The sequence below is a fragment of the Endozoicomonas sp. genome, assembly GCF_051008435.1.
In the GTDB taxonomy this organism is placed as follows: Bacteria; Pseudomonadota; Gammaproteobacteria; order Pseudomonadales; family Endozoicomonadaceae; genus Endozoicomonas_A.
Window position 1 is genome coordinate 1 of record NZ_JBPCXO010000449.1, and the last position, 4709, is coordinate 4709.

The window sequence follows — 4709 nt, forward strand, 5'->3', positions numbered from 1 at the left end:
ATGGGTCTGTTCAGAGTGCGGAGCTGAACATCTGCGTGACGTAAACGCAGCAAGAAACATTCTTGCGGTCGGGCATGACCGTCTAGCTGTAGGAATCCCCGTCCTTTAGGGCGGGGAGGATGTCAAAAATAATGGCTACAGAAGAGCCGGCTCTGTCGGCATTGGGAACCGGTGTTCCGGTTCCCAACATGACGATCCGGGTATCAGCCTGAGAGGATGTGCTCAATAAAACCATTAAAGCGAAACCAAAGAGTCGCCGGTATCGATTGAGTATTCTCATCCTTTCAAAGTGTGTTTCGTTTAACGAATGCTACTTCTTCAGGCAACTGATGATGTTATCCGTCAAGTTGTCCATAAACTGGATATAGCCATCAGGGCTGACAGCAATATCTGTAGCCAGAGGATCCAGTACAGCTACGCTGGCATCGGTACCCCCTATAATTCGGTCAATATAAGCAGGCTGGAATTGTGGCTCACGGAAAACACAGCTATTGCCTGCCTTTTTCAGCTTATCTTGCAAACGGGTCAGATGTTTTGCACCAGGCTGCTGTTCCGGATTAATGGTGAAGTAGTCCACAACATTCAACTTGTAATGCTTTTGCAGGTAACCATAAGCATCATGGAAGACAAACATGGGCTGAGAATGGTAGTTGGTCAGCTTGGTGCTGTTTCGCTTGTCCGCAGTCTGAACTTCTTTCTTAAAGGTTTTGAAGTTTTCTTTGTATTGCTTTTTATGTTCTGGATCCAGCTTGCTCAGCTTTTCCGACATGGTTTTTGCCATGGCGATGGCATTATTTGGACTCAGCCAGATGTGAGCATCATACTCGCCGTGATGATGATCGTCTTCTCCGGGATGATGATCATGAACTTCTTCTTTTCCTTCACTGCTCTTCAGGAGTTTCAGCTTGCTCTCCTGCATTAAGGGCACGGAGACCGCCTTTTTTGAACCTGACAGGGTTTTCTCCAGGAACGTTTCCATATCAGGACCCACCCAGAAAATAATATCTGCTTCATACAGCTTTCTGGCATCTGAAGGCTTCAGGCTATGGCTATGGGGAGAAGCACCGGGAGGAAGCAGCACATCAGCCGAAGTGACGCCTTCTGTAATGGAAGCCGCAATCAGCTGCAAAGGCTTAATTGAAGTCAGTACTTTAGGTGGTTCTTTACTCCAGGCTGGCAGAGTTATAGAAAGTAATAAGCCAGCCAGCCAGATCATTATCTTTGGTTTTCTCGAGAGGGTCATAGGGGGCAACTGCGTCAATATGTGAAGGAAACGTTATATTATAACCATCCTGATAGTGAATGCCTGTGTTTTTGTAACCAAATTGATTTGTTAGCCTGACTTGCTGTCAGATTACATCAAGCGGTGGTTGGGGGTAATTCAACGATTGGAGTCTTCCCAATCGGCAGCTTTCAAATGGATGAAGTTAAGTACAAAAGTACCTAAACACATTGCTAATTCTTCGAACCCCTATAGTTATAGATGGATCCTACTACCAGACTATTGGATTATAGAGGGAAATAGGGGCATGGACGGAAAAGATAAAATAAACGGCGCTAGCTCTGATTCAGGCTATTACCAAGGCTTCTGGAATGGGCTGACAAAGCTGGCAGGTCACTATAAGCAATATCTGGTCAAACCCGCTGAAGCGGAAGAGTCCGTTACTCGATCTAATGATTTTGTAACAGGAAGCCCATCAGAAAGATCCCAGAGGCAGGTAGGCCTTGCTCACAGCCCCGATGATACTCCGGAAAGCCTGTACAGTGATGAATTTACCACGCTGATGACAGATGCCCTGTGGAATATCTGTGAAGATTCACAGCCTCAAGCAATGCCCCCGATAGTGAGTGAGACCAGTGACCCAACTGAGAGTCTGGGCGTCAAACTGCCCAGCTTCTCCCTGAAGTCAGAGCAGGAAATGCAGGAGCTGGATTTTGAAGTGGTTGAGATGACGGCTGTTGATCAAGAGCTTGCCCAGACGCTGGATCATTACGTTAATGTGCTGAGCGGATTTGATCCAGTTTATTGGAATGGGCTAACAGAAGAAGCGCAAAGAGCGATTATTGAGAATGTACTTAAACTGACCTCTTTTCTGGACTCAATTTCACCCAACATTCTGGCACAGAGTCTCCACCGGTTGATGGATCACTCAGATGCTCAAGGTTTTCAGGTAGACCTGAAAGCAAGCATCACAAAACTGGAATCTCTGAGTCAACGGCTGGCAAGCTTGTTTGATCGTAAAAGTCAGGTTCTGGGGTTGTTAGCCCAGTTGCGATTTCAGTTGAAGGCTGAATTTTACAGAAGTCAGATGGAAGGCCTGTCTGGTGTTCATCAGGCGAGTCAGCTTAACTGGGAGATTACCAATAATATTGCCTCAATGGACCCCAGTGTTCTGAATGCTGATGGAACCGCACAACAATTTGATACGGATATTTTGCGAAATTCTAATTTTGCGGTATTTGATCAGCAAGGTCTGAATTTTCATTCTGCTGTTTGCCTGTATGAACACACAGAGGATCAATCAACGTCAAAAGAAGAAAGTAATGATCGTTTCAAGGAAGAGTGCAGGGCTCAATTGTTATCACTATGCCGGGACAAGTCAGCATCCTTGAAAGGTGTACTCACGGATATGGTGAGTCAAAGTCCCTATAACCCGTTGGGAAATACGTTGAGGGTGATGGTGCAGGAAAAGCTGGGAGCGTTTCATGTCTTTGCGCCTCAGGAAAGAAAATGTGAAACACAAATACACGTTAATGACGACGGTCGTTTGCAATTAAGATTTGTTCTGGCTTTTCCCTCCTATAAGCTGACGACTGAAGACGGCCATTGCTTTCATATTAAACAGCCGGTATCGATTACCAGTTCCATGGATTTAAATCCGCCAGAATATACCCGTGATAGAAGGCTGGGAGATATCAGTATTGCGTTAGGGAAAGCAGAGGAAAGTAAACTCTATAATGGGTAGGAAAATCTCAGCCCCTTGATAAGGGGCTGAAAAAGAGATTGTTAGACATCACCCCAATAGCTATCGCCAAAGAAAGTACTGAGTTTTTTGGTTTCTTCTCTGTCTTCCAGGGCTCTTCGAATCTTTAGTGCGCGTTTTGAGCCTTTGTTAGGCAAATCGTCTCGACTAATGACTTGTTGCTGAAGAAAATCTTTTTTGAGTTGTTTGTCTTTATTAGACATGCCAGCACCCCTTTGTTTTTTATTGTTTTTTATGATGCTTCCTGACAATTACGAAGTTATGAAAAATGTCAGACAGGAACAAGAGATAATCACGCCAAAGCTTGTGCGATATATCCTACAAAGCGTTTTTCAGGCACTAATTTGCCTTAATGTGGTGCAAAAGTGTACGACTTAGTTATTCTTCTTGTGTTATGAAAATGAGAATCAAGATGATAAACGCTATTAATTGCGAGATTTCATTTATGTTACAAATAAGAAATATAAGCTTTTAACGAACGTCGCTTGTCTGTTGATTATAGAGTTTCAAATCGTTAACAGAGTGCGAGCCAGGTTTTTCACTGAATTTGTTCAAACAGTTGACCTATTTAATCAAATTCAGTGGAAAAGATGGCCGCTCTTTCTTGGCTTTAGGCCGGACTGACTATTCTCGGTCAGGCTCCTAGTTATTGACTCGACTATTACTAAGACCGTGTTTTATTTTCTTCAGCTGACGACTGAGTTCAGGTTCTTTAAGCATGGCTACACCGGTCGCCAGAACGTCTATGACGACCAGATGAACAATTCTGGAAGTCAGGGGGGTGAAGAGCTCTGTGTTTTCCTCTGCTGCAACAGCCATGGGCAAGTTGCATAATTTTGCCAGAGGCGTGTTTTCAGGGCAGATGCCAATCACGGTCGCACCGTGCTTTCTGGCAAGTTTAACGCTCTGCAAGAGCTCTTTTGAGCGACCTGATTGCGAAATGGCAACGACAACATCTCTTTCGGTCATGGTGGATGCAGAAATTAACTGGATATGAGGGTCTGCACAGGCGGTGGTCGAGGGTTGAATGCGAATGAATTTATGACGGGCATCTTCTGCCACTGCCCCGGAAGCACCAAAGCCATAAAACTCGATGCGCTGGGCATTAGCCAGAATTTCTATTGCCTGCTGCAATTGTTCTGTATTCAGCAGGTCTCTGACGTTCAGCAGCTCTCTGACTGTTCCGTTAAATACCTTATGGGCAATATCGGCAGGAGAGTCTTTTCGGTCTAGCTTGAGCTCAGCAAAGCGTGAGCCGCTGCCCAAACTTTGTGCCAGTCTGAGCTTGAACTCCTGATAGCCGTTGCAACCAATCGCCCGACAAAATCTAACGACGGTGGGCTCGCTGACTGACGCCTGACGGGCTAACTCGGCAATACTGCAGTTCACACAACGGGATGGGTCTGAAAGTACCAGATCAGCTACTTTTTTCTCTGAGCGACGTAAAGCACCATACCCCTGCTTCACAGCTTTAATAGGGTCATTGGAAAGCATCTTTTGAATATCTTATTTTCTTCTTATCGTAAAAAGATCGGGCTACAGAGTCTGATTTTTGAACCGTCAGTCTGGTAGACAGAGCCAATGGGAGCCTTTGAGGACTGCTAGGAGTCTGTCGGACTTAGCCGACCGTAGCGAGAAAAAGTCCGGTTTGAGACAGTTTTTATGATTATTTGAGGCGAATAGCGAGCTATTCAACGAAAAGAATCATAAAAAATGGCCAAATCC

Annotated in this window: 5 protein-coding genes; 2 read left to right on the forward strand and 3 right to left on the reverse strand. The window is 45.1% G+C overall.

The window, feature by feature from the left end; translation table 11 throughout:
• Positions 1-109 (forward strand): zinc ribbon domain-containing protein (locus ACR2PX_RS22355; RefSeq protein WP_433997355.1); only part of this gene is annotated, 109 nt, incomplete at its 5' end.
• A gap of 201 nt (positions 110-310) precedes the next feature.
• On the opposite strand, the gene znuA is transcribed toward ACR2PX_RS22355, so the two are convergent.
• Positions 311-1243, reverse strand: coding sequence for a zinc ABC transporter substrate-binding protein ZnuA (znuA, locus tag ACR2PX_RS22360; protein WP_434001566.1), 933 nt, complete (start codon positions 1241-1243; stop codon positions 311-313).
• A gap of 286 nt (positions 1244-1529) precedes the next feature.
• Between znuA and ACR2PX_RS22365 the strand changes: the two genes are divergently transcribed.
• On the forward strand, positions 1530-2966 hold the full coding sequence (locus ACR2PX_RS22365) for a hypothetical protein (protein WP_434001567.1): 1437 nt from the start codon (positions 1530-1532) through the stop codon (positions 2964-2966).
• Positions 2967-3007: 41 nt separating this feature from the next.
• Here ACR2PX_RS22365 and ACR2PX_RS22370 read toward each other — a convergent pair whose 3' ends face one another.
• Both ACR2PX_RS22370 and ACR2PX_RS22375 read right to left on the reverse strand, forming a co-directional pair.
• Complete coding sequence (locus ACR2PX_RS22370; protein WP_138625755.1) at positions 3008-3187, reverse strand: hypothetical protein; 180 nt, start codon at positions 3185-3187, stop codon at positions 3008-3010.
• A 439-nt stretch (positions 3188-3626) separates the two neighbouring features.
• Positions 3627-4478, reverse strand: a complete 852-nt coding sequence (locus ACR2PX_RS22375; protein WP_434001568.1) for a MurR/RpiR family transcriptional regulator — start codon at positions 4476-4478, stop codon at positions 3627-3629.
• Between the last annotated feature and the right edge of the window lie 231 nt (positions 4479-4709).